The following is a 24478-nucleotide window of genomic DNA, read 5'->3' as shown; positions in this document are numbered from 1 at the left end:
CGCTACGACTCAAAGTTAAAGTGATTTATTAAGAGTAAGATTTTTTTGGTATTACGAAGATGCATCTGCCAATGATTTGGCAGGGAGGGATTCTTGCGTTACTACCGGGTTTCTGCCCGAGACTCGAGCAGAAGGAAAAAGGTGGAGAGTCGATCTGTAAGCCGGGTTCTGTCTTGAACAGTCATTCGTCTACGATGGCCATCACTGGACATCTTTAGCAACCTACCCGGTCCCAGCGCGGGCCACGCCTTGGGACCCTATTTGGTCTTGCTCCAAGTGGGGTTTACCTAGCCACGAACTGTTGCCAGACGTGCGGTGCGCTCTTACCGCACCTTTTCACCCTTACCGGCACCGAAGTGCTTAGGCGGTTATTTTCTGTGGCACTTTCCGTAGGCTCACGCCTCCCAGGCATTACCTGGCACTTCGCCCTATGGAGCCCGGACTTTCCTCCCCCCCCTAATTTTCATAGAGGGCAGCGACTGTCCAATCGACTCTCCGCCGCGCAGGTTAACGGCACGGCGGCCTCAGGACAAGTATTAAAAGTGCAGCATTGCCATCACGCTTAGACGCAATACCGCTATAACCCCGGAACTATTCGGCGTTCTGTTTATCCAGCGCCACCTGATACAACACATTCTTGCGCACGCCGGTAATTTCCGCCGCGAGGGCCGCCGCACGCTTGAGGGGCATCTCTTTGAGCAGCAGGTCCAGGACACGCATGGCTTCGCTGCCGACCGCGTCTTCAGCTTCCGGCGCCGTCCAGCCTGCTACCAGCACCACGCATTCACCGCGCTGCTGATTACTGTCGCCCTCGACAAACGCGCGCAGTTCTTGCAGCGGCAGCCCCTTGAGGGTCTCAAAGGTTTTGGTCAACTCACGTGCCAACAACGCCAGACGCTCGCCGCCGAACACCAGCTCCATGTCCTGCAGACATTCCAGGATGCGGTGTGGCGCCTCGTAAAAGATCAATGTGCGCGGTTCTTCCTTCACAGCTTGAAGACGCGCGCGACGCCCAACCGCCTTGGCCGGCAGAAAACCTTCGAAAATAAACCGATCAGACGGCAGCCCTGCCGCCGACAGCGCAGCAATCAACGCGCACGCCCCCGGAACAGGCACTACATTGATGCCTGCAGCCCGCGCCTGGCGAACCAAGTGATAGCCGGGATCGGAGATCAGCGGCGTGCCCGCATCGGAAATCAACGCCACATCGTCACCAGCCAGCAGGCGCAGGATAAAACGACTGCCTTCTTCGCGTTCATTGTGCTCGTGACAGGCGGCGAGTGGCGTACTGATACCAAAATGCTGCATCAATCGCTGGGAGTGCCGGGTATCTTCGGCAGCGATCAACTTGACGTCACGCAACACCTTCAGCGCGCGGGCACTGATGTCGTCCAGGTTGCCAATGGGCGTCGCCACGACAAAAAGCGAGCCTGCAGTGGAATTCAAAGGACCTGGAGCAGTCAAAACGCACACCTCGATGGTTGGCAAAAGCCACATTGTAGCGCGTAGGCGCCTTGAAAATATGCCATCACGGCCGATGCCTTATCGACCGCTGAGAAATAAAAGCAACAATTGCACGACCTAAATCGACGGTTTCACGCCAGTAACATCGCGCCTGGGCCAGTGCTTGGGTACAATTCCACGCTAATTTGATCGGTATCAGGAACACTTACATGATCGCTTGCCTGCGGCTGCTCTCCGCCCTCTGCCTCGCTGCCTTACTGGCCGCTTGCGCCAGCTCGCCCTCGTCCAGCCTTGGCGACCTTCCACGGACCCCGGACGCCAGTATCGAGCAACTGCTCGAACAGGCCACTACCGCCAAAACGCCGGAAAAGGCCGCATTACTGCGCCTGAGTGCGGCTGACATGGCCTACAAACAGAACAACCCTGGCCGCTCGTCGCAAATTCTTGCGCAGGTGCCCCTGGATGCCCTCAAGCCCGCGGCGCAAGTGTTTGCCAGCACCCTGGCCGCCGAACTCGCCATGGCACGCAACCAGCCCAAGGCAGCGTTGACGGCGTTGAACCACCCGAGCCTGCAAAGCCTCAAGGAGTTGCCGCCGGAACAGCAACTGCGCACCGGCAGCGTACATGCCCGCGCTTATGAAGCCGATGGCCAGACCCTGGCCGCTGCCCGCGAGCGTGTCGCCATGGCGCCCTTGCTCACCGGCGATGCGGCCAAAAGCAACCACGACGCCATCTGGGCTTTGATTGCCGCGCTGCCTGCTGAACAGCTACAGGCCACCGGCAGCCCGGTCCTGGACGGCTGGATCACCCTGGCTCAGGCAGTCAAAGGCGCCGGCACCCTGGAACAGCAACAGGCGGCGATCGACACCTGGCGCGCGCAGAACCCGGCCCATCCGGCTGCGCTGCAACTGCCGACACCGCTGATCAAACTCAAGGAACTGGCCAGCCAGCCCCTGACCAAAATCGCACTGCTGCTGCCACAAGAAGGCCCGCTGGCCGCTGTCGGCAAAGCGTTGCGCGAAGGTTTCATGGCGGCTCACTACCAGGCTGAACAAGCTGGACAGAAGCCGCCGGTCATCGAGTTCTACGACAGCTCGCGCGTGACCTCCATCGACGACTTCTACGCCAAGGCCCAGGCCGCCGGCGTGCAGTTGGTGGTCGGCCCGCTGGAGAAGCCGCTGGTCAAACAACTCAGTGCGCGCCCTCAGTTGCCTATCACCACCCTGGCGCTGAACTACAGCGAGACTGATCAAAGCCCGGCGCAACTGTTCCAGTTCGGCCTGGCAGCAGAAGACGAAGCCCGCGAAGTCTCGCGCCGTGCCCGTGCCGATGGCCTGCACCGCGCAGCCGCGATGGTGCCGCGTGGCGAATGGGGCGAGCGTGTCTACAAGGCCTTCCGCCAGGATTGGGAAGCCAATGGCGGTACCGTGGTCGGCGTCGAGTATGTCGATCAGCCGGTCGCCCTGGCCCAGCAGATTGCCGACCTGTTCCAACTGCGTAAAAGCGAAGGTCGCGCCAAGAGCCTGCAAAACACCGTGGGCACTGACGTAGCCGCGCAACCGTCGCGTCGTCAGGACATCGAATTCATCTTCCTGGCCGTTACTCCGCAACTGGCTCAACAGATCAAGCCGACCCTGAACTTCCAATACGCCGGTGACGTACCGGTGTACGCGACCTCCCACGTGTTCAGTGCCAGCGGCGACAAGAACCAGTACCTGGACATGACCAACGTGATGTTCTGTGAAACCCCTTGGCTGCTCAACACCACCGACCCGCTGCGTAACCAGGTTGCGGCCCAATGGCCTCAGGCCAATGGCAGCCTCGGTCGCCTGTATGCGATGGGTGTCGACGCGTACCGCCTGGCACCGCGCCTGGGTCAACTCAAGGCATTGCCGGATACGCGGATAGACGGCCTTTCGGGCAACTTGGGCGTCAGTGGTAACCAGCGCGTTGATCGTCAGATGCCATGGGCGAAATTCGTCGGTGGCGAGATCCAACGCCTGCCGGACACGCCGCGCTGATGCCCGAGCGGTCCAGCGCGCAGAGCGGCAAGGATGCCGAACTGCAAGCACTGAACCACCTGCAACAACAGGGTCTGCGCCTTCTGGCGCAGAACTGGTTGTGTAAACGCGGCGAGCTTGATCTGGTCATGCTTGAAGGCGATACAGTAGTATTCGTCGAAGTCCGCTACAGAAAACACGCACAATGGGGTGGCGCGCTCGCCAGTATTGATGCGCGCAAGCGTCAAAAGTTGATACTCGCCGCGCAGTTTTTCCTGCAAAAAGAGCATCGCTGGGCCGACTTCCCCTGCCGTTTCGACGTGGTCGCCATAGAAAGCACACCGTCAGGCAAAGCCGATCTGAACTGGCTGCAAAATGCCTTCGACAGCTGATTCGCCAGGCATCTTCACCCCACACTTTTGCTCTTTGCTTTGCGGGCTGCACATTCCTGTGCCGAACAGCCGCGCTACTTAAGGTCACACAGATGGACATGCAATCCCGAATTCGCCAGCTTTTCCAGGCCAGCATCGACACCAAGCAACAGGCGATGGACGTACTTGCACCGCACATCGAGCAAGCCAGTCAGGTGATGGTCAATGCCTTGCTCAATGAAGGCAAAATGCTTTCGTGCGGCAACGGCGGTTCGGCCGGCGATGCCCAGCATTTTTCGTCCGAGCTGCTCAACCGCTTCGAACGTGAGCGTCCGAGCCTGCCGGCGATCGCCTTGACCACCGACTCGTCGACGATCACCTCGATCGCCAACGACTACAGCTATAACGAAATCTTCTCCAAGCAGATCCGCGCCCTGGGCCAACCGGGCGATGTGCTGCTGGCGATTTCAACCAGCGGCAACTCGGCGAATATTATTCAAGCGATCCAGGCCGCACATGATCGAGAAATGATTGTCGTAGCATTGACCGGACGCGATGGTGGCGGCATGGCTTCGCTGCTGTTGCCCGAAGATGTGGAGATTCGCGTTCCGGCCAACGTCACTGCACGTATTCAGGAAGTCCACCTGCTGGCGATCCACTGCCTGTGCGATCTGATCGACAGCCAACTGTTTGGGAGTGAAGAATGACCGTTAACCGCCTCGGCCTCTTGGCCATTACGTTGTGCCTCGGCATCAGCGGCTGCAGCACGGCGATCACCGCGACACGTGACACCCCTATTCAGGATGACAAGGGCACCCGCACCTTCGGCAGCAAGATCGACGACTCGCTGATCGAAACCAAGGTTGAGGTCAACATCGCCAAGGCCGCCACGGACTTGGGCAATGGCGCCTCACGCATCGTCGTGACCAGCTTCAACGGTGTGGTGCTGCTGGCCGGCCAAACGCCGCGCGCCGACCTCAAGGCCCAGGCTGAACAAGCCGCCGCCTCGGTGCAGCGAGTCAAGAAGGTGCACAACGAACTGCAGGTGATGGAGCCGATCACCCTGCTGGCCATCAGCAATGACGCCCTGCTCACCACCAAGATCAAGGCGCAGATGCTGACTGACAACGCCATTCCCGGCTCGCGCATCAAAGTCGTCACCGACAACGGTATCGTCTACCTGATGGGCTTGCTGACCCAGGCAGAAGCCACCCGCGCCGCCAACCTGGTGCAGGGCGTGTCCGGCGTACAAAAGATCGTGAAGGTGTTCGAATACATCGACTGATGTAAGCGACAGCCACAAAAAAGGGCGCCGTGCATGACTTGCACGGCGCCCTTTTTAGTGGGCGGGATTTATTGGTACTGCTGGTACGGGTTGCCCTGGAACTGGTTGTTTTGCTGAGGCGCCTGCTGCTGACCCGCCGGTTGGCCATATTGTTGACCAGGGATGGGGCCGAGGTTGACCTCGACGCGACGGTTCTGGGCGCGGCCGTTGACGTCGGCGTTGCTGGCGATGGGATTATCCGGGCCGGCGCCGCGCGCACTCAGGTTGGCACCGTTGACGCCCTGGGAGGTCAGGTAGTTGGCCACGCTCTGCGCACGACGCTGAGACAGGTCCATGTTCAACTGCCGGCTGCCGGTGCTGTCGGTGTAGCCAACGATCTGGATGGTGTTCTGGTTGAATTGCTTGAGCGAGTTGGCCAGGTTGTTCAACGGCTGATAGAAGCTGCTGGAGATCGCGTCCGAGTTGGTGGCGAAGGTGATGTTACCCGGCATGATCAGCTTGATCTGATCGCCCTGGCGCTGCACTTCAACCCCGGTGTTGGCCATGCTTTCGCGCAGCTTTTTCTCTTGCTGGTCCGCGTAGTAACCGTAGCCGGCAGCACCGGCACCGGCAACAACAGCGCCGATCAGCGCCCCCTTGCCACGGTTGTTATGGTCGATGGCCGCACCGGCCAATGCACCGGCCAGGGCGCCGAGGCCGCCGTACTTGGCGGTCTTGCTCATACCGCTGGATTCATTATTCGCCTGCCCCTGGCTGCTGCCGTCATAAGGATTAGGTGAAGCGCAGCCGGACAACAGGGCTACGGCGGTGGCGACAACAAGCAGACGACGCGGAGTGAACATTAAGGGAGCTCCTACTTTTGCATTCTGAGGTGCAAAGGACATTGGCAATGGACCTGTGCCGAGTTTGGAACGCGACAACCTGCAAAAATTCCGCAGGGGCGCCCCAAGCTGTAACAAAACATGCGGGGCTTGCGTTGCTACAGAAACCGTAGCAGACGCAGGCTGAACGCTGCCTGAGTTTTGCGACAGCACGTCACCAACTATCCCCCTCACGCGCGTACGAAAGGGTTCTCGCGCATTTCATCGCCCAGACACGTATCCGGACCGTGTCCTGTCACCACGGTCGCGCCCTCATCCAGGGTATACAGGCGCTGCTTGATAGATCGCACGATAGTGGCCTGGTCCCCGCCCCACAAATCCGTGCGTCCCACGCCACGTCGAAACAGGGTGTCGCCGGCGATCAGCAGCTTGGCATCGGCAAACCAGAAGCTCATCGAGCCAGGCGTATGGCCGGGTGTGTGCAATGCGACGCCACAGCCGCAGGCCAGCGCTTCGTCATCTTCAAGCCAGCGGTCCGGCGATGGTACCGGGGTATACGGCACGCGAAACATCTGGCACTGCATTTCAAGGTTGTCCCAAAGAAACTGATCGTCCTTGTGCAGGTGCAAGGTCGCACCGGTTTTTTCTTTCAACTGGCCTGACGCAAGGAAGTGATCAAGGTGAGCGTGGGTATGGATGATGCTCACCACCTTCAAGCCCAGGGCGTCGAGGCGCGCCAGGATCAGCTCGTGATTGCCGCCCGGGTCAACCACGATGGCTTTCTTGGTGATGGGGTCGCCGATGATGGTGCAGTTGCATTGCAGGGGGCCGACCGGGAAGGTCTCGCGGATGAGGATGGGTGCTGCGGGTTGCATGGGCGGTCCTCGGGTGCAGATGGAATGACGCGGGTGTAAAGGCGCCATTAAAACAGAACGGGCGCGCTCGCAACCACACCTCAAGCGCTAGCCAATCAGCCTCAACTCCTGCGCCCGCGCCACCGCCTGGGTGCGCCGCTCCACTCCGAGTTTGCTGTTGATATGGCTGGCGTGAGTCTTGACCGTGTGCAGGGAGATAAACAACCGGTTGCTGATTTCCTGGTTCGAGCAGCCTTGGGCGATCAGTTGCAGGACCGCCAGTTCGCGCACGCTCAGTGTCTCCTGGTTAGACGACGTCTCAACCACCGCGACCGCCGGCAGTAACGCCAACAGGCTCTGATTCGGCAGGCCATGGGGCTCTTTGCCCAATTGCTCGCGCGTCCAGTCCGGGTAGCTTTCCAGCAAACGCTGGAAGGGTTGCAACGCCCCTCCGGCGCCGGCCTCCAGGGCCTGGGCAAAGATCGGACGTGCCTTGACCTCCTGGCCGCCGTCGAGCAGCAATTGCGCCTGCTGGGTCAGCGCCATCAGGGCGATCATCTGACGCCCAGTGGTTTGGGCCTGCTGCGCCAGCACTTTTAGCCTTTGCAGTGCCGCATCGGGTTGATGGCGCACGGCATCAAGCGCGGCCTGCTGCAAGCCGATATGAAGCGGCAAGTGCGGGTGAAACTCTGGCGCGGCGGCGGCATGGTCGCCGTTGTAGGTCTGGCCCAAGCGCGTCAGCCAGGCATCGGCCAGGTCCGTGCGGCCCTGGGCCAGCCACAACTCGCATTTGATCAAGGTGATCATCGCCAGGTAGTAGATCGGCGGCACATCCCAGATATGCATCAAACGCTCGGCCTCCGCCAGCTCGGCGAAAGCTTTGGAGAATTCACCGCGTCGCCCTTCGAAGCTGGCGATCACGCAGTGGCCGATCAACACGCTGATATCTCGGCAGGCCCGCGCTTCGGCCAACCCGGCGCGCAGATTTACGATGCCGACATCGGACTGGTTGCGCACCAACAGCAAATACCCCTCGTAAAGCAACAGCCGCGCACGCACCGCATACAGACGCTGCGGCGCCAGGCCCTGCAAACGTTGCAGGCCCTGGCGCACCTCGTCGAGGGCACGCAGGATCTCGCCACGCGCCTGTAGCGCCCGCGCGCGGTCGTAATGGGCCAAGGCTTCGAACAGCGGGTTGCCGACGCGCTGCGCCAATTCCAGGGATTCGCGGTTCAAGCCACGGGCGCGCCACAGATCGCCATCGGCGATGGCCAGATTGGACAGGGTCGACAGGCATACCAGCCGCTGACCATAACGCCGCTGCGGCAAGCTCTCCAGTGCTTCGCCGCAATAGCGCTGGGTCAACTCACGATCACCGCGGCCCCGAGCAATAATCCCGCTAAGCGCCAGCCACTGCGCCAGCATCGATTTTTGTGCCGTGGCCGACGGCGCCGGCAGGAAGCGGCTGAGGTAGCCGGCCAATTCTTCTGCCGCATCCAACTGACACGCCAACCCCAACGCCCAGCTGTACAGCACGATCAGGCGCGGCGTGCTGATCAGCAGGCTGTCGGGCAGGTCCATTTTCCAGCGCAGCAGCATGCCGACGTTTTGCTCGGCCAACAGTTGTTCTTCGGACAGGTTCTGCACCAGGTTGGCCGCCACATCGAGGTGACCGGCACGCAACGCCTGCTCCACCGCCTCGTCGATCAGGCCCTGGGCATTGAACCAACGGCATGCGCGCAGGTGCAGGCTGGCCGCCGGTAACACGTTGCTGCTGGCACGCCGGCTGCGCAGCAGGTCGGAAAACAGGTGGTGATAGCGATACCAATGGCCCTGCTCGTCGAGGGGCACCAGAAACACTTGATGGGCTTGCAGGTAACGCAGGATTTCGGCGCTGTCGTGAGCATCGCGCACGGCGTCGCACAGTTCGCTGCAAAAACGCTCCTGGGGCGCGGTGTCGAACAGGAAGGCCTGCACTTCGGGGGGCAGGCAGTCGATCACTTCTTCGAGCAGGTAGTCGCGAATCAGCCCTTCCCCACCGTGCAGGTTCTGCGGCAGCGCGCCTTCGTTACCGGCTTCGGACGCCGCCAGCAACCAGAAGCGCAGGCCCGCCACCCAGCCTTCGCTGCGGCGGATCAGGTTGTCGAGGGCTTCGCCCTTCAGGGAACTGCTGTGGCGGTCCAGCACCGCCAGGGACTCGGCGTGGGTCAGGCGCAGGTCGTGTTCGTGCAACTCGAGCAAATGCCGCGACAGGCGCAAACGCGCCAGATGCCAATCCGGGCGCTGGCGACTGGTCACCAGCACCAACAGACCGTCGGGCAAATGGTTGAGAAAAAATTGCAGGCAACGGTCAAGCACCGGGCCCTGGGCCAGGTGGTAGTCATCCAGCACCAGCAACAGCGGCGCGCGGATGGACAGATGAACCGTCAACTCATCGAGCAAACCGTCGAGCCATTCTTCAAAGGCGAAGGGTTGATGACGCTGGCGCATTTTCAGCAGGCCCAGGGACTGGCCGCCGAGTTGCGGGAAGTACTGCTGCAAACCTTCGAGCAGCCGCTCAAGAAAACGGCCGGGGTCGCTGTCTCGCGGGCTCAGGCCCAGCCACAGGCTTTGCCAGTGGGCCGGCAGGCTCTGGCAGAACTCCACCGCCAGCGAACTTTTGCCGAACCCCGCCGGTGCACTGACCAGCAACAGTCGTCCTTCCAGCCCCGCGCCCAGCCGTTCGCAAAGCCGCGGTCGCAGCACGTAGCCGTCAGGCAATGGAGGCCTGTAGAAGCGAGCTTCCAGTGGCGGGATTAGCGCACTGGCAGGCCCTTGGATTCGGGACAGATCAGTCATCGCCGGGCTCTTGTAGAAGGCTGTTGTCGGCACTGCAGATGTCCGCAGACTAGCGGTAAACACGGCGGGTTTGTAGATCTTTGCAACATTTGCCTGAAAAAGAACTGAGACAAAAAATCTCATACATAAAAAAGCCCCGAACCAGTCGGGGCGTCTTTACCGAGGATGCGGCCTCGATCAGTGCAGCTTAGCGGACACCATCCTGACGTAGAGCAGCCGGCGTGAAGTCGCTGGTGGAGGCGGTGAAGCCAAAGTCATAGGCCTGTTTCTCTTCGTTCTTCATGCCCAGGGCCAGGTAGCGGCCGGACTGCAGGTCGTAGAGGGTTTCCAGGGCGTACCACGGCACTTGCTTGTCGTAGTAGTTCTCGGCATGGGCTTCGGCAACGCGCCACAGTTGGCCACGACCGTCGTAGTGATCGATCACCGCGGCTTGCCAGGTGTCTTCGTCGATGAAGAAGTCACGCTTGGCATAAATGTGACGCTGGCCTTCCTTCAAGGTGGCGACCACGTGCCAGACGCGGCGCAGCTCGTAGCGCGTCAGGTCCTGGTTGATGTGACCGGCCTTGATGATGTCGGCGTACTTGAGCTTTGGATCATCGATCTTGTAGCTGTTGGCGGCGATGTAGATTTCTTTCTTGCCTTCCAGCTTCCAGTCGTAGCGATCCGGTGCACCGTTGTACATGTCGAGGTTGTCGGACGTACGCAGGCCGTCGGCGGCGGTCCCCGGCCCGTCGTAGGACACTTGCGGCGCCCGGCGCACACGGCGCTGGCCGGCGTTGTAGACCCACGCCGAACGCGGCTCCTTCACCTGGTCCAGAGTTTCGTGCACCAACAGCACACCACCGGCCAGACGTGCTGGCGCGGTCACTTGCTGCTTGAAGTAGAACAGCACGTTGCCTGGATTTTTCGGGTCGAAGTCCTTCATCTTGTCGCGGAACACAAACTGGTCACGGAAGTACACCAGGCTGTAGGAACCGTTGGTTTGCGGCGTAGCCTGGGTCACCAGACGGGTCACGCTACCCCCGCGATAACGGGTGATGTGGTTCCAGATCACTTCCACGCCGCTTTTCGGGATGGGGAACGGCACCGCGGTTTCAAAGTTCTCCAGGCCGTTGCCGCCGGACACCAGGTTGGTGGTGGTGGCGTTCTTCTTGATGGAGGCGAATACATCGGCCGGCACCGTGGCGCCGCGATGGGTCGGGTAGACCGGCATCTTGAAGGTTTCGGGGTAGCGCTTGAACATCGCGTACTGCCCCGGTGCCAGCTTGTCTTTGTACTGCTCGACGTTCTGCGCGGTGATGGTGAATTGCGGCTGTTCACTGGCGTAAGGGTTGGCGAGGAAACCTTTGGCATCCACCGCGCCGGCGTTGGTCGGCAGCGGCGACCATTTCGGAATGGTGCCGGCCGCGTTACCGGCCATTTCCGCGCCCATTGGGGTCAGGGACGTACCCAGCTTGGCGGCTTCATCCGCCGACACTGCCGCCATGACGTTACTCGCCAGGATCGACAGCCCAAGCACACCCACGTGCAAGAGACTTTTGGTTATTTTCATGTTCTTGTTCTTCCTGAAAATAAAGTGTGCTTAGAAGTTGGCGCCGAAGCTCAGGGCGACGAAGTCTCGGTCATTCACTGTAGTGAACTCACCACCGAAGAAGTTGGTGTAAGCCAGGCTGGCGGTGTAGGTGTTCTGGTATTCAGCATCCAGACCCAGGCTGACGGCTTTACGGCCCTCTTCGAAGTTGGCACCAGGGCCAGGAGCATAACCCTTGACGTCGTGAGACCAGGCCACGTTTGGCTTGAGGTTCACACCCGCGAAGACGTCCGGGTACTCCCAGATAGCCCGGCCGCGATAGCCCCAGGAAGTGGCGGTGGTGAAGCCATCATTGTTGCAGTTGGTGCTCAGGCCGTTGGCGTTGGCCAGTCCGGCCCCTTGTGCGGTGGAGGTGTTCAACGCGTTACAGGCATTGTTCGGAAGCGTACCTGGACCAAAGACAGGGTCACGGCCGTAGCGCACGTCCGACTTGCTTTCCAAACCACCTACGTGGGTAACGCCCACCTCACCCACCAGCGTCAAGCGGCTAGCGCCCATGACCTGATCGAAGAAATGCGTAAACGTGGTCTGGAATTGGCTGATTTCTTTACGACGATAACCGTGCAAGTCCTGGCCTGGCGCCCCATTGAGCAACGAGGCATTGCCCAGCACCGGGCCACCAAGCGGCTTCACGCCAGCAAACAGAATGTCGGTGGAGTTCAACTGCACAGGCGCGTTCGGACGATAGCTCAACTCACCGCTCCATGCGGTCCCTGTAGGCAAGGTGGTGGAAAAGCTCAAGCCATACAGACGAATATCTTCCGGGTACTCAATGAAGTAGTTGGAGTTACCCGCGACTACCAGCGGCGCTAATTGTCCCACCTGCGCAGCACTGGCAAACGCCGCCCGAGAAGCGCCTTGAGCACTGAAAATCGGCGCTCGGCTGTGATAATTCATGAAGTACGCGCCGAACTCGGTGTCGAGCGGCTCGAAGTTGTAATGCATCGCGGCGCCCCACTGACCACTGTCACGTGCATCACGATCAGGACCGCGTTTTACCAGTACACCCTCATTGTTGATGTCAACACCCCGGGATGTCAGTGCAGGCAAGAATGCCGCCGGGACTGCCGAGCGTTTATTCAGCACCCTCAGGTTGTCTTTACAGCCATCGGAGACGATATCCGGCTGCGAAAAGAACGTGCCGCAGTTATCGGTAACCGTCTGGTCCCATTCCAACTGATAGAACGCTTCCGCCGACAAGTTATCGGTCAGTGTTTGCGACACATAGAACATGTTGACCGGAATCAAACCTTCCTTGATTTCAGCCCCCGGACGACGGAACGCGGACACGTCGATCGGGTTGATGGAGTTGATACCGCCACCGATGAAGGTACTTTCACCCCAGCTCACCACTTGTTTACCGAACCGCACGTTGCCTGGCTGATCGGCAATGGAGTAGTTGTGGTAGATAAACGCATCGAGAATTTGCCCGCCGGAGGACTTGGCGCCCTCTTTGCGGTTGCTGTCGCTGATGTCCTTGAACTCGCGGCTTTCATCCTTGAGTTCGAAGTCATACCAGTACTTGCCACGCACAAACACACCGGTGTCGCCGTACTTCAGTTCCAGGTCGTGGATACCCTTGAAGATCTTCGAGAACGTTTCACCGCGCTTGAAGTTCAGATGGCCGTCATCGGAAGTTTGGGAAAGGCCGTTGCCACCGTTATTGGCACCGATCAGATCCTGATTAGGCTTGGCCGTACTCCAGCTCGCCCCCACAGAAAGCGACGAGTCAAAACTCCCTTCGATTTCACCGATATTAAAACTGACGCCGAATGCGGGCCCGGCGAGCGTAGAGGCGAGACTGACGGCCAGGGGCAGTTTTGCCCGGCGCCAGAACTGGTTTACTGAGGTCATCGACGCTACTCCATGTGCATTATTGTTATGGCAGTGAGTTCTTTCTGTGATGCTTGTAACGGCCGGAATACAACGATTCCAATGCCGTCCGGCAACTGAACCTCCATGGCCCGAAGCGACGCATCCTTGAAAAACTCGTGGTGAGACTATAGCCAGCAGGGGGTACTGCTTGATCCCTCTAAAGTGTGATTTGCATCACCGACCCGTCTGCCACAGTCCTTTCGCCATGTCGACGAAGGCCGACGCGGAGAGGATGGCTGAAAATCCGTAAATCACAAGTGAAGGCGCAAGATAGAGCATTGCCGTGCCCGAGCGGGCACGGCGAAGGGCGTCAAAGGGTGGACAGGAAGGTACTGTTGTTGGCCTGCCATTCAATGATGTCGATACGGATACGTTTCTTGTCGAGCTTGCCGACGCTGGTCTTGGGAATTTCCGTAACAACGGCGATCTGACTCGGGATCGCCCACTTGCTCAAATGGCCCAATTCGACAAAAGGCTTGAGGTGCTCCTTGAGCTCGCGGGCCCCTATCACATGGCCATCATGCACCACCAACAGCGCAAACGGGCGTTCGCCCCACTGCGGGTCGGCAATGCCCACCACCGCTACTTCGCGTACCGCCGGGTGACGGCTGACCAGGTCTTCGAGGGCCAGGGAGGAGATCCATTCGCCACCGGTCTTGATCACGTCCTTGATGCGGTCGCGAATATCGATCACGCCGAAGGCATCCAGGGTGGCCACGTCACCAGTGTGCATCCAGCCGCCGGCCCACAGCTCGGCGCCCTTTTGCGGCTCGTTGTAATAACCCTCGGTCAACCACGGCGCACGCAGCACCAGCTCACCCTGGGACTCACCGTCGGCGGGCAGGAAGTTGCCCTCGCTGTCGATGATCGCCGCTTCCACCAACGGCCCCGGCACGCCGGCCTTGATGCGGTAGGTGATGCGCTCATCTTCGCTGCCCGCCAGCAGCTCTTCGTTGAGGTGGGCACAGGACACCAACGGCCCGGTCTCGGACATGCCGTACGCAGCGGTCAACTGAATGCCACGGGCCTTGGACGCTTCATACAGCGAGCGGTTGAGCGCGCTGCCGCCGATCACGATTTTCCAGCCACCGAAATCCACGCCCTGGGCCGCCTTGGCATTGAGCACCATTTGCAGGATGGTCGGCACGCAGTGGGAGAACGTGACCTTCTCTTTGCGCCACAGCTCCACCAGGTATTCCGGGTCGTAGCGACCTGGGTAAACCTGTTTCAGGCCGAGCATGGTCGCCACATACGGCAGGCCCCAGGCATGTACGTGAAACATCGGCGTGATCGGCATGTACACGTCGTTGGTGCCCAGCAGGCGCACGCTGTCGACGCTGCCCATAATGGTCGCCACACCGATGGTGTGCAGCACCAACTGGCGATGGGTGAAGTACACCCCTTTGGGGTTGCCGGTGGTGCCGGTGGTGCCGGTGGTGTAGAAGGTGGTGGCGACGGAATGTTCGTCGAAGTCCTGGAAGTCGTACCGGGGGCTGGCAGCGGCCAGCAGGTTTTCGTACTCGCCCACCAGGTTTGGCAGGTCGGCGGTCTTGGCTTCGCCGTCGGTAAGCAACAGGGTCTTGTCGACGGTGGTGAGCTGCCCCGCAATCGCTTGATAAAGCCCCACGAACTCGCTGTTGACCAGCACAAAGCGGTCCTCGGCATGGTTCATGGTGTAGAGGATCTGTTCCGGCGACAGGCGCACGTTGATGGTATGGATAACCGCGCCAATCATCGGAATCGCAAACATGCATTCCAGGTAGCGATGGCTGTCCCAGTCCATCACCGCCACGGTGTCACCGGCCTTGACCCCGGCTTCGCTCAGCACATTGGCCAGGCGCGCGACCCGTTCGATCAGCGTCGGGTAGGTGTAGCGCAATTTGTCGCGGTAGACGATTTCCCGGGTCTTTTCGTAGCGAGCGCCGGACATCAACAGGCGCTTGATCAACAACGGGTACTGGTACGCACCTTCGGCGGGAGGAATAACACGGGTCTGCAACATATGAATCCCTTTTATGACTGCACGGTCTTGGCTGAACGTCCTGCACTGTAGAGCGCTTGTGTTTCAGCCAAATCAGCCAAAGGAATGATTTGCAGAGGGCAGTAAATGCTGGCTTTGCGCCATCCACCGTTTCGCCAATTGAGCAAATAACATCAGGAACCAACCTTCACGGAAAGGCGAACCTTCTGACATTCGCCACGGATAGCAACTCTTTACTCTCTGTGACGTTGCCAATCCAGGGACTTATGGATATCGCTGGGTTGCCCTATTGCAAATTTTGAGTGAAACACCATGGCGAATTTGTTTTCTCGGACAGTTGATCTCCTCAGTCCTGACAGGAAGGAGCCGATTTATGTGTCGGCCCCTCCGACACGGCAGACGTCGCCGGCTCCGTCGCAACCGCTTACGCAAACCAGCGATTCCGCACTGACGCCATTGAGGAACTGGAGTCATCCCTTCAAGGACAAGACCAACCCATTGCTGCAACTAACCCAAATGGCCAAGGCAGTTGCGGGTTATTACCCATTGGGCCGCAATGGCCTTTGGCACGCTGGGGTGCATTTCGACAGCGGCACAGCCGGTACCTTGGATCAATCCCGCGTGCATTGTCTGGCCGACGGAGAAGTGGTGGCCTATCGCATCGACGAGCTCTCGCCGACCACGACCTACTTCGTTGAAAAGCTGTGCGTATCCAAGCCATTTTCACGCAACTTTGTGCTCGTCCGCCATCGACTCGAAGCGCCCAGGATTGAGGGAAGCCCAGACGTCCCGCCGAGCCTGGTCTTTTATAGCCTGTATATGCACCTGCAGGACTGGGCGATTTACCGGAATGATCCCTCCATCCCCCGTCAGACATTCTGGCCCGAGGGGCGGACCCGCCGGGTCAAGACGACGGTTAGGGATGTACGCGCGGGCACACCTGAGCAACGGGGCTTGAATGTGCGTAACCAGGCACAAGGCGGCAAGGTGTTGGCACTGCTGCCACGCGGCGCGGAGGTGACCGTCAGCGGTCAGGGTGAATATCGCAAGCTGGAAAACACTAACGGGCCAGACGTACTGAAAAATACCGATGGCTCACTTCTCGGTTTCCTTTCGGTTGATTATCTGGTCCCCATCGTCGGAGATGAGTATCGGGTCAAAGCGGATCCCTCACTGCGCGTCCGCGCAGAAGCGAACACCAGCAGCGCCGTCCTTATGGAGTTGCCCGATGGCACGGAAGTTACCGTCAGCGGTGAAGGCAGGTTTCGCAAGTTGGAGCGTGTTAATCAGTACGTTCATTTCAATTCGCTGGAAGGCGCCCTGGAGCCGATAGCCGACCGCATCGTAGTGCTCGATCAACCCATCGCGATCAAGGCGGGCGATTTGATCGGTCACATTGGCGAGTACCAAGACGGCAATGCCGAGCACCCGGAAAAGAAGTTGCACCTAGAAGCGTTCAGTGACGACCACGTAGAGCCATTTGTCGAGGCAAGTCGTGCCTGGGCCCAGCGACTGCCTGCTGCCAGCAAGACCTGGCTGAAATTCTCCAAAGGTTCCGCTGTGGTGACGCATCAGGAGCGTTTCAACGCCACACAGCCACCCACGCTCAGCGCCGCCAGCACACCCAGTGATGCTGATCTACTGGTGCCTAAAAGCCTGATTGATGGCCTGCCGGCAGACAAAAAGATCGTAGTCACCGCAACGCCAGATCGAAGCGCCTGCAACTGGTATCGGCTTGATGGGCTATTCCACGATGCGAACCGTGTGCTACTCGATGGTTGGGTGCGTGAAGAAGTGGGTGTCACACCTTGGGTAAGTCCGTGGTCGTGGGAAGGCTACGACGTCATCTTCAACTATGACTCTCCTCAGCAAACCCTGGCTTCCTTTTTTCGAGCGGCTGGTCGTTTCAATGAAGAACAACTCGAACGCCACGGCCCGTGGGCCGACATGTCGGATAAGGGGCCGATGAAGAGTCGTCTGTACGACATTATTGACCGTGATCGTGATGGAAAAATGACGGCTAAAGAGTTGCAGGCAGCAATTGTTTTACCGGCACACGCGCAGTCCCTGTCGCAACTGATCATCCTCTACGAAAGCGAGTGGCGCCACGCCCCCCATAAGTGGGACGCGCTGGACGAAGTACTCGGGCATAGCAGCTCGACTCCACTTTTGAACTGGTTGGCGGAGAAGGAGCGGATCAAGGAGATCAGTTGGTGGAATGAAGTGGCGGCGGAAGTGGGGTTGCCGGTGGATGGTCGGGTTTATCACTTGCATCCAATCGGTTTGGCTATGAGATTTAACGCTGAGCGTCCTAAAGAGTGCGTTCCTGATGTTTATGAACTGGAAGGAATTACTGGCACACTTACCGTTTCAAAGGAGTCCTTCCAATTTATTTTAGATAAGGAAGGGTATAGCAGGTACCCCTACGTCCCGGCAGGTGCGAGCGGAGTTACCCTCGGGTTTGGATACGACTTAGGACAGCAAACAATAGCGCAAGTCCGTAACGACCTTGCACAAATTTATAGTCAATCAGACATTGATACTCTGATAGCTGCTATTGGGAGGCAAGGTATTCAGGCGAGGGACATACTGAGCTCTTTAAATCACATTTCAATCAGTAAAGAAAACGCCATATCCCTCGCAGTAAAAATGAAAAAACGTTATGCGCAACTGGTAATCGAAGCTTATCCGGGCGCAATGAATCTGCATCCACATTGCCAGGGGGCACTGTTATCCCTTGTGGTCAACAGAGGAACATCTTTTTCTCGGCCAGATCTCGATTCTCGCTTAGAAATGAAACAAATTAGCGAAGACTTGTTAAACCTTGCCCCAGAGAAAATCCCATCCAGGCTTCGTTCGATGAAAAGGCTTTGGGAAGGAAAAGCGGGGCTTGGAGGGGTAATAATTCGTCGCGAGGAAGAAGCAAAACTTTTTGAAAGAGGTCTGACATGCGATTGCTGGCAATAGTTATAAGCGCTTTAGGCTTTTTACTTACTTCACCAACCTTTGCTGAAGGTGATTGCGACAACACCAGTATGACAACGAAAGATATTCTGCAGTGTGCAACCATTCTGTACGAAAAAACTGACAAAAACCTTAACAAGCAGTATTCAAAAATGCTTGCATCGCGTGTTTTTTTTAACAAAAAATCTCTTATCGACATTGAACGCGCATGGATCAAATATAGAGATGCGCACTGCAGAGAAGTTTACGAGTCTACTTTTCCGGGTGAAGAGGCTGAAATCGAAAAAATGGGATGCTTGATTTCTTTAACTTCATCGAGACTGGTGGAATTATTTCACTTGGATACAGGAGTTAGTAGTGACGGCTTCTACAATGCGCTTCTATTCATAAGTAGTATTTCTTCAAAAAGCAGAGACGAAATACTCTTACACATTGAAAGCTTAAAAAAGCTGCCTGAAGAAACTGATTACCACAAGAAAAATTGCGAACTAACCAGAAGTGTTTACGATGAAGATGAGAGACTCTGTCGAGCCAGACTGAAATTTCAGTCACTATAGACCTGAGGACATGATTAAAAAAGAAAAGCGCAAATATGTGGGCTGCATCATGCAGCCCTATTTAACACCTACAACTCTAGAAAAACGCCCGTTCAAATCCTGCGGTAGCAATAAAACCTTTTTCTACGGCGTTTTCTTATTTCATGCTGGTAAACGCCAGCTTCACCCCAATCGCAATCAACACCGCCCCCATCATCCGATCAAACCAGTGCCCCATCCGCGCAAACCCGGCGCGTACACGCTGCTGGCTGAACAACATGGCCACCAGGCAAAACCACAATGCCGTCGCCACCGCCAGGTACACGCCGTAACCGGCCTGCACCGCCAGCGGTGTGTGCGGGTTGATCACCACGGTAAACAGCGACAGGAAGAACAGCGTGGCCTTTGGGTTCAGGCCATTGGTCACAAAACCCGCTGTGAACGCGCCGCGCGGGGTGCGCTCGCCCGCTTCTCGGTGCAACTCGCCTTCGGCGGAAGGCTTGGCCGGTTGCGCACGCAGGGCCTTGAAGCCGATGTACAGCAGGTACGCCGCCGCCGCCCATTTGAGCGCGTTGAACAGCACGATGGACTGGGACACGATCAAGCCGATGCCGAGCAACGAGTAGCCCACGTGCAGGAAAATCGCCGAACCCACGCCCAAGGCGGTCCAGGTGCCGGCGCGGCGGCCGTGGGTCACGCTTTCGCGGACCACCACTGCGAAATCCGGGCCGGGGCTGGCGACCGCCAACAGGTGGATCAAGGCCACGGTCAAAAACTCGGCGACGTACATACTCACTCCATTAAGTAACGGATTATTTCATCTGATAGGCTCGGGAGACTACGCCTTCGAACCCTGTCGCAAAAGGTACAGTTGATGACGAACAATCGCCGCGCCGTCTTCCTTGATCACCCGTCCCTGGACCTTGGGGACCTGGATCTGAGCCGCTTACGCAACTGCTTCAGTGACCTGCAGTTGTTCTCGGATACCACGCCGACGAATGTGATTGAGCGCCTGCAAGGCGTCGAGGTGGTCATCAGCAACAAAATCGCCTTGAACACCGAAACCCTCGCGGCATGCCCGGCGCTCAAGCTGATCCTGGTGTCGGCCACCGGCACCAATAACGTCGACCTGCAAGCGGCCCGCGCCCACGGCATCACCGTGAGCAATTGCCAGGGTTACGGCACGCCGTCGGTGGCGCAGCATACGATTATGCTGCTGCTTAACCTGGCGACGCGCCTGAAGGACTATCAACGGGATGTGGCCGCCGGCAAGTGGCAGGAAGCCAGGCAGTTCTGCCTGCTGGACCATCCTATCGTCGAATTGGAAGGAAAAACCCTTGGCCTGCTGGGCCACGGCGAGCTGGGCAGTGCCGTGGCGCGCCTGGCCGAAGCCTTTGGCATGCGCGTACTGCTCGGCGCGATTCCAGGCCGCCCTGCGCGCCCGGACCGCGTGCCACTGGATGAACTGCTGGGGCAGGTCGATGCGATCACTCTGCACTGCCCGCTCAATGAATATACCCGCGACTTTATCGGCGCCCGCGAACTGGCGTTGCTCAAGCCGGGCGCGTTTGTGGTCAACACGGCGCGCGGTGGGCTTATCAACGAGCAGGCCCTGGCCGACGCCTTGCGCAGCGGACATTTGGGCGGCGCAGCGACCGATGTGCTGAGCGTGGAGCCGCCGGTGAATGGCAACCCGCTGTTGGCCGGCGATATCCCGCGGTTGATCGTCACCCCGCACAATGCCTGGGGCAGCCGTGAAGCCCGGCAGCGCATCGTCGGCCAACTGGCGGAAAACGCGCTGGGCTTTTTCAGCGGTGCACCGCTGCGCGTCGTCAGTTGATAAACTGCGCCCCTTTTCAAGGAGCAGACCATGGATCCGCGCAGTGAAGTACTGCTTCGTCAGGCAGACCTTTTTCAAGGCAACCTGTTGCTGGTGGGCTTGCCCGCCGACGACCTGCTGGGCCGCCTGCCCAACGCCCACGGCTGGTGCTGGCACGCCGGCGACCAGGCTGCGCTCGACGCACGCTTTCCTGAGCGCAGCCAATTTGGCGTGAGTGTTCCTGAGCGCGAGTTCGATGTGGCGGTGATCTTCCTGCCCAAATCCAAGGACCTCACCGACTACCTGCTCAAGGCCGTGGCCGCGCGTCTGCACGGCAAGGACCTGTACCTGGTCGGTGAAAAACGTGCCGGCATCGAGAGCGCCGCCAAGCAGATGGCGCCGTTTGCCAAGCCACGCAAGCTCGACAACGCGCGGCATTGCCAGCTGTGGCAAGTCACCGTGGGCAACGCCCCGCAAGCGGTGACGCTGGAGAGCCTGGCACAGGTCTTCGACGTTGCGCTGGCCGAAGGGCCGCTCAAAGTGGTGAGCCTGCCGGGCGTGTTCAGCCATGGCCGCCTGGATCGCGGCACCGAATTGTTGCTGGAGCATTTGGACAAACTGCCCAGCGGCCATCTGCTGGATTTCGGTTGCGGTGCCGGCGTACTGGGCGCGGCGGTCAAACGTCGCTACCCGCATAACACCGTGACCCTGCTGGATGTGGATGCGTTTGCCGCTGCCAGCAGCCGACTGACCCTGGCGGCCAATGGTCTGGAAGCCGAGGTGCTGACCGGTGATGGCATCGACGCGGCACCGATGGGGCTGAATGCAATTCTGAGCAATCCGCCGTTCCATGTCGGGGTGCACACGGATTATTTCGCCACGGAGAACTTGCTGCGAAAAGCCGCCAAACATCTGGCAAAAGGCGGCGAACTGCGCCTGGTCGCTAACAGCTTCCTGAAGTACCAGCCGCTGATCGAAGAGCACTTGGGCGTGTGCGCGATCAAGGCCGAAGGTAATGGTTTTCGCATCTACCGCGCCAAGCGCGGCTGACAGGCGTTTGAAAAAGAAGGCTTGCCGAATGGATTTTGCCTAGGCAGAATCCGCTCCGTCCTAGGGGAGTAGTCTCCCACGAGCCGAACGCTCGTCCGGCATACGTCAACATACTTGGTCAGCAGACCATGGCGTATGCGACCCAGGAGTCCGCACAGACGGACCGGGGTTTGACAAGACCTATGACACGCACACCTTACCCGGGGCGGGAAGGCTGTACGTGTCATAGCCGTGTCGACCCGCCCCTGGAAACCTACCTGATGCTGGATTCATTGCTCGTTCCCACCGCAATCGTTGCCTTGGCCGAAATCGGCGACAAGACGCAACTGCTCGCCCTCATTCTCGCTGCTCGCTTTCGCAAGCCCTGGCCGATCATCGCCGGCATCGTTGCCGCGACCCTGGCCAACCATGCGGCCGCCGGTGCCGTGGGCGCCTGGTTTGGCAGCTTCTTCTCGGATGCGGTGTTGCACTGGATCCTCGCGGCCAGCTTCTGCGCCACGGCCCTGTGGACACTGGTGCCGGACAAACTCGATGACGACGAAGCCAGCACCACGCGCAAGTTCGGGCCGTTCCTGACCACGCTGATTGCGTTCTTCCTCGCCGAAATCGGTGACAAGACGCAGATCGCCACGGTGATGTTGGCGGCGCAGTATCCGGAGCTGTGGCTGGTGATTATCGGCACCACCCTGGGCATGTTGATTGCCAACGTACCGGTGGTTCTGGCGGGGAATTTCGCGGCGGAGAAACTGCCATTGACGTTGATTCGTCGATTGGCGGCGACGGCGTTTTTCGTGCTGGCGATCGTGGCGGTTTACAAGGCCATGCAGAGCAGTGGCTGGATCTAGATCCGAAAAAGTGGGAGCGGGCTTGCCCGCTTCCACATTTGGATCTTCACAAGACCGGAATGGTCAGGATTTTTTGGCCTGCTGGTACAACGGCATCACCTTGGGAATCGCCGCCTGCAACGAGGCGATTCGGCTGTCGGACGCCGGGTGAGTACTCATGAACTCCGGCGGCGCGCCTTCCGATGCCTTGGCCATTTTGTTCCACAGCGTAATGGCCGCGTTCGGGTTGTAGCCGGCGCGGGCCGACAGCTCAAGGCCGATCAGATCGGCTTCGTTTTCATTGCTGCGGCTGTTGGGCAAGGTCATGCCGTAGTTGGCCACGGTGTCGGCCAGTGCCAGGCTGTCCTGGCCCAGACCGAACAACGCACCGGCGCCCTGCTTGGCCATCTCGATCCCGTAGGCCTTGGACATGGCTTCGCGACCGTGCTCACGCAGGGCGTGGGCAATTTCATGGCCCATCACGGCGGCCAGTTCGTCATCGGTGAGCTTGAGGTTGTCGATCAATGCGCTGTACACAAAGATCTTCCCGCCAGGCCCGCAGTTGGCGTTCATCTCGTCGCTCTTGATGAGGTTCACTTCCCATTGCCACTGCGCCGCATCGGCACGGAAGGTCGGCGCCTGGGCGATCAGCCGCTTGGCAATGGCCTGCACGCGCTTGGCGTTGGCGCTGGTCTTATCCACCATGCCTTTGCTGCTGGCTTCACCCAGGGTCTGCTGATAGGACTGAGCATACATCTGGTCGACTTCCTGACTCGACAGCATGCTGAACATGTATTGCTTGCGCTCAACCCCAACGGCGCCACCGCTGGTGGTATTAACCGACTGACACCCCGCCAGCAGCACCGCTGCCGCCAACACGCTTATGGCCAATGATTTCTTCATCAACACACTCTCCCTGAAAAGACGCCCTTAAACATGGCGCGTATCGTAGGCGCTCATTTGTATCGACGCCAGATACACCAGACGTGTAGCGGTTAATTTTCAGATACATCCCACAGTCGCCAGGCTTAAGCCGGGGTCAGACATTCCGGCCCGTTGAGCTTGGGATCATTGACCATATTGGCCAGGACTCGCTCGCGCAAGGCGATGGGCTCACTGGCCAGCAGGCCTTGCAGTACATGTAACGGCGTCTCGGGGTCGAGCCAGGCCGCCTGCCCCGCCACGTCCAGAATCAGCGGTCGACGCTGGCTCTGTGCGGCCTGAGTCACCACCGCCGTGCTCAGCCAAACCTGCTCCTGCACCGGGTACGCCTCCCAGATCGCCGCGAAAAACAACGTGGAGCCTTCCCCCGGCGTCAGCCAGTACGGACGCTTGCGCTGGGTACCACGCCACTCGTAGAAACCATTGGCGGGCAGCAGGCAGCGACGCTGGCGGAACGCCTCGCGGAACATAGGTTGTTCGGCCAGGGTTTCGGCGCGGGCGTGGGCCGGGGTGCGGGACAGGTCGGTAAGCCAGGGCGGCGTGAGGCCCCAGCGGGCGCGGGCCAGGGTGCGCTGGCCGTCGGCGGCGCGCTGGATCAGCACCGAATCGTTCGGGGAGATGTTCCACTGGGCCTGCTGATCGGCCGGAAAGCCCGGCAAGGCAGCAAAGGAGGGATTCCAGCGAAACAGGGCATAACGTCCACACATGGGGCAACACGACTCTTGGATAAACCGACCGACAGCCTAACAGACCAGCACGCCGGGAAAGCTGTCGGGTTCATCGCCGGGCAAGGGTTGTGCGCCGATATAGGCGGTGATCAGCTCGCGCGCTTCAACTGCAAGGTCGTTATCCACCTCCAGCCCCAACAGGCCGAAGATCGGCAGCTCCCCCGTCCCCCCAAGCAAATGGCGCCCCACCAGGTGCGCCTCGATGCCCTCGCTGGCGAGCATCTGTTGCAACAGCTCGCCTTCCATCAGGTTTTCCGGTTCGTAGATTCGCTGCACGGGCGTACCTGTCAGTCGTTCTCACTGCGGGTTTCGAGCATCCACTCTTCACCATGCACCTGCAGATTGAAAATAATCGGTCGACAGCACACCTGACAGTCTTCTATGTACGTCTGATCACCACCGGATAAATCCACCGAGGTCTCTACCGCCTCACCACAATAAGGACAATCGTACAGCGCAGTTTCCAGCATCGCAGTCTCCCAGGTGACTTGTGCGTATAATCGCCGGTCTATTTACAGGGCTATTCTCCGGCCGG

21 protein-coding genes, 1 other RNA gene and 1 riboswitch are annotated in these 24478 nt (G+C 59.2%); of the genes, 9 read left to right on the top strand and 13 right to left on the bottom strand.

Going from position 1 to position 24478, the window contains the following annotated elements:
- Positions 1 to 141: 141 nt before the first annotated feature.
- An RNA gene (rnpB, locus tag PSH59_RS04605) (RNase P RNA component class A) lies at positions 142 to 495 on the bottom strand.
- Positions 496 to 591: 96 nt separating this feature from the next.
- Positions 592 to 1497 carry a 16S rRNA (cytidine(1402)-2'-O)-methyltransferase gene (gene rsmI, locus PSH59_RS04600; protein ID WP_248075364.1) on the bottom strand — a complete coding sequence of 302 codons (906 nt, stop codon included), beginning with the start codon at positions 1495 to 1497 and terminating at the stop codon, positions 592 to 594.
- A gap of 176 nt (positions 1498 to 1673) precedes the next feature.
- Here rsmI and PSH59_RS04595 point away from each other — a divergent pair, with 176 nt between their 5' ends.
- The 4 genes from PSH59_RS04595 to PSH59_RS04580 all read left to right on the top strand — a co-directional run bounded on the left by PSH59_RS04595 (position 1674) and on the right by PSH59_RS04580 (position 5120).
- Positions 1674 to 3485 (top strand): penicillin-binding protein activator, encoded by a 1812-nt coding sequence (locus PSH59_RS04595; RefSeq protein WP_305394401.1) that lies wholly within the window; start codon positions 1674 to 1676, stop codon positions 3483 to 3485.
- Positions 3485 to 3856, top strand: a complete 372-nt coding sequence (locus tag PSH59_RS04590) for a YraN family protein (RefSeq protein ID WP_305395269.1) — start codon at positions 3485 to 3487, stop codon at positions 3854 to 3856. Before PSH59_RS04595 ends, PSH59_RS04590 begins: the two co-directional genes overlap by 1 nt.
- A 92-nt stretch (positions 3857 to 3948) precedes the next feature.
- Complete coding sequence (locus tag PSH59_RS04585) at positions 3949 to 4542, top strand: phosphoheptose isomerase (RefSeq protein WP_007904374.1); 594 nt, start codon at positions 3949 to 3951, stop codon at positions 4540 to 4542.
- The gene (locus PSH59_RS04580) at positions 4539 to 5120 is read left to right on the top strand and encodes a BON domain-containing protein (protein WP_248075360.1); all 582 of its coding nucleotides are present in this window, start codon (positions 4539 to 4541) and stop codon (positions 5118 to 5120) included. The genes PSH59_RS04585 and PSH59_RS04580 overlap by 4 nt, the downstream gene beginning before the upstream one ends.
- Positions 5121 to 5188: 68 nt before the next feature.
- Here the strand turns inward: PSH59_RS04580 and PSH59_RS04575 are convergent, their stop codons facing one another.
- The 6 genes from PSH59_RS04575 to PSH59_RS04550 form a co-directional block, all read right to left on the bottom strand.
- On the bottom strand, positions 5189 to 5962 hold the full coding sequence (locus tag PSH59_RS04575; RefSeq protein ID WP_248075358.1) for an OmpA family protein: 774 nt from the start codon (positions 5960 to 5962) through the stop codon (positions 5189 to 5191).
- A 209-nt stretch (positions 5963 to 6171) separates the two neighbouring features.
- Positions 6172 to 6816 (bottom strand): MBL fold metallo-hydrolase, encoded by a 645-nt coding sequence (locus PSH59_RS04570; RefSeq protein ID WP_305394400.1) that lies wholly within the window; start codon positions 6814 to 6816, stop codon positions 6172 to 6174.
- A gap of 87 nt (positions 6817 to 6903) precedes the next feature.
- Positions 6904 to 9633, bottom strand: a complete 2730-nt coding sequence (locus PSH59_RS04565) for a LuxR C-terminal-related transcriptional regulator (protein WP_305394399.1) — start codon at positions 9631 to 9633, stop codon at positions 6904 to 6906.
- 187 nt (positions 9634 to 9820) lie between these two features.
- Complete coding sequence (locus PSH59_RS04560; protein WP_248075352.1) at positions 9821 to 11185, bottom strand: DUF1329 domain-containing protein; 1365 nt, start codon at positions 11183 to 11185, stop codon at positions 9821 to 9823.
- Between the two features lie 30 nt (positions 11186 to 11215).
- Positions 11216 to 13078: a DUF1302 domain-containing protein gene (locus tag PSH59_RS04555; RefSeq protein ID WP_305394398.1), complete on the bottom strand. Its 1863-nt coding sequence runs from the start codon at positions 13076 to 13078 to the stop codon at positions 11216 to 11218.
- 331 nt (positions 13079 to 13409) lie between these two features.
- Positions 13410 to 15101, bottom strand: a complete 1692-nt coding sequence (locus PSH59_RS04550; RefSeq protein WP_305394397.1) for a fatty acid--CoA ligase — start codon at positions 15099 to 15101, stop codon at positions 13410 to 13412.
- A gap of 291 nt (positions 15102 to 15392) precedes the next feature.
- Between PSH59_RS04550 and PSH59_RS04545 the strand changes: the two genes are divergently transcribed.
- Both PSH59_RS04545 and PSH59_RS04540 read left to right on the top strand, forming a co-directional pair.
- Positions 15393 to 18047 carry a pesticin C-terminus-like muramidase gene (locus PSH59_RS04545; protein WP_305394396.1) on the top strand — a complete coding sequence of 885 codons (2655 nt, stop codon included), beginning with the start codon at positions 15393 to 15395 and terminating at the stop codon, positions 18045 to 18047.
- The gene (locus tag PSH59_RS04540) at positions 18029 to 18601 is read left to right on the top strand and encodes a lysozyme inhibitor LprI family protein (RefSeq protein WP_305394395.1); all 573 of its coding nucleotides are present in this window, start codon (positions 18029 to 18031) and stop codon (positions 18599 to 18601) included. The genes PSH59_RS04545 and PSH59_RS04540 overlap by 19 nt, the downstream gene beginning before the upstream one ends.
- A gap of 136 nt (positions 18602 to 18737) precedes the next feature.
- On the opposite strand, the gene PSH59_RS04535 is transcribed toward PSH59_RS04540, so the two are convergent.
- On the bottom strand, positions 18738 to 19370 hold the full coding sequence (locus tag PSH59_RS04535; RefSeq protein WP_305394394.1) for a LysE family translocator: 633 nt from the start codon (positions 19368 to 19370) through the stop codon (positions 18738 to 18740).
- Positions 19371 to 19454: 84 nt separating this feature from the next.
- Between PSH59_RS04535 and PSH59_RS04530 the strand changes: the two genes are divergently transcribed.
- The 3 genes from PSH59_RS04530 (at position 19455) to PSH59_RS04520 (ending at position 22294) form a co-directional block, all read left to right on the top strand.
- Positions 19455 to 20420: a 2-hydroxyacid dehydrogenase gene (locus tag PSH59_RS04530; protein WP_305394393.1), complete on the top strand. Its 966-nt coding sequence runs from the start codon at positions 19455 to 19457 to the stop codon at positions 20418 to 20420.
- Between the two features lie 30 nt (positions 20421 to 20450).
- On the top strand, positions 20451 to 21449 hold the full coding sequence (locus PSH59_RS04525; protein ID WP_248075337.1) for a class I SAM-dependent methyltransferase: 999 nt from the start codon (positions 20451 to 20453) through the stop codon (positions 21447 to 21449).
- A gap of 51 nt (positions 21450 to 21500) precedes the next feature.
- Positions 21501 to 21620, top strand: a riboswitch (yybP-ykoY riboswitch).
- A gap of 89 nt (positions 21621 to 21709) precedes the next feature.
- Positions 21710 to 22294, top strand: a complete 585-nt coding sequence (locus PSH59_RS04520) for a TMEM165/GDT1 family protein (protein WP_005784895.1) — start codon at positions 21710 to 21712, stop codon at positions 22292 to 22294.
- Positions 22295 to 22357: 63 nt separating this feature from the next.
- Here PSH59_RS04520 and PSH59_RS04515 read toward each other — a convergent pair whose 3' ends face one another.
- The 4 genes from PSH59_RS04515 to PSH59_RS04500 all read right to left on the bottom strand — a co-directional run bounded on the left by PSH59_RS04515 (position 22358) and on the right by PSH59_RS04500 (position 24413).
- Positions 22358 to 23176 carry a M48 family metallopeptidase gene (locus PSH59_RS04515; RefSeq protein ID WP_248075334.1) on the bottom strand — a complete coding sequence of 273 codons (819 nt, stop codon included), beginning with the start codon at positions 23174 to 23176 and terminating at the stop codon, positions 22358 to 22360.
- A 125-nt stretch (positions 23177 to 23301) separates the two neighbouring features.
- Positions 23302 to 23922 (bottom strand): SOS response-associated peptidase, encoded by a 621-nt coding sequence (locus PSH59_RS04510; protein ID WP_248075333.1) that lies wholly within the window; start codon positions 23920 to 23922, stop codon positions 23302 to 23304.
- A 36-nt stretch (positions 23923 to 23958) separates the two neighbouring features.
- A complete protein-coding gene (locus tag PSH59_RS04505) occupies positions 23959 to 24219 on the bottom strand; it encodes a putative signal transducing protein (RefSeq protein WP_248075331.1) in 261 nt (86 codons plus the stop codon).
- Positions 24220 to 24230: 11 nt separating this feature from the next.
- Positions 24231 to 24413: a CPXCG motif-containing cysteine-rich protein gene (locus PSH59_RS04500; protein WP_305394392.1), complete on the bottom strand. Its 183-nt coding sequence runs from the start codon at positions 24411 to 24413 to the stop codon at positions 24231 to 24233.
- Positions 24414 to 24478: the final 65 nt, after the last annotated feature.

The organism is Pseudomonas sp. FP2309, assembly GCF_030687575.1.
In the GTDB taxonomy this organism is placed as follows: domain Bacteria; phylum Pseudomonadota; class Gammaproteobacteria; order Pseudomonadales; family Pseudomonadaceae; genus Aquipseudomonas.
This window is presented reverse-complemented; position numbering and strand designations above follow the sequence as displayed.